This is a genomic window from Polaromonas sp. P4_H1, assembly GCF_056400945.1.
On the sequence record NZ_JBFUKG010000130.1, the window covers coordinates 1 to 545 of the forward strand.

General features: G+C 65.0%; 1 protein-coding gene. It reads right to left on the reverse strand.

The features are described from left to right. Positions 1 to 213: 213 nt before the first annotated feature. Positions 214 to 545: GNAT family N-acetyltransferase (locus tag AC1DS5_RS25495; protein WP_477721029.1), on the reverse strand; the 332-nt coding region annotated here is incomplete at its 5' end.

The following is a 545-nucleotide window of genomic DNA, read 5'->3' on the forward strand; positions in this document are numbered from 1 at the left end:
GTTCTGTGTCTGTGCCGTGATATCTGCCGGCAAGATCATGGTGGTGTAATCGTAGCCGGTAGTTCCGGACACGAAGCAGAAATCGCCATCGACCACGGCGCGGCTGTAGCCAGCGGTCTTTTCGAATGGCGATCCGGTGGAAATCAGTTTGCGCGTCATTACCGGGCTCTCCTGCGGAGGTGAGCTCCGCAATGCCGTGTCTTGGTGGTCAAATCAAGCCGCGTGGGCCAGATCGGCAGGCTCAGCAGCCTTGCGGACCCATTTACCGCTTCCGAAGATGATGCCGCGGGCGCCATCCAGCGCTCCGGGCTTCAGCTCGAGGCCGAGCAGGCGATCACGCTCGAACGGCCCGGGCAGCGCCAGCGCGGTCAACCTGTCCGGCGAGAATCCGAAACGCGCGTAATAGGGGGCGTCGCCGAGCAGCACGATGGCGCCATGGCCGCGCGCCGAGGCCTCGGCGATCGCGTGATTCATCAACGCGGCGCCAAGGCCAAGGTCGCGGGCACCCGGATCGACCGCCAGGGGGCCGAGCATCAGTGCAGCTC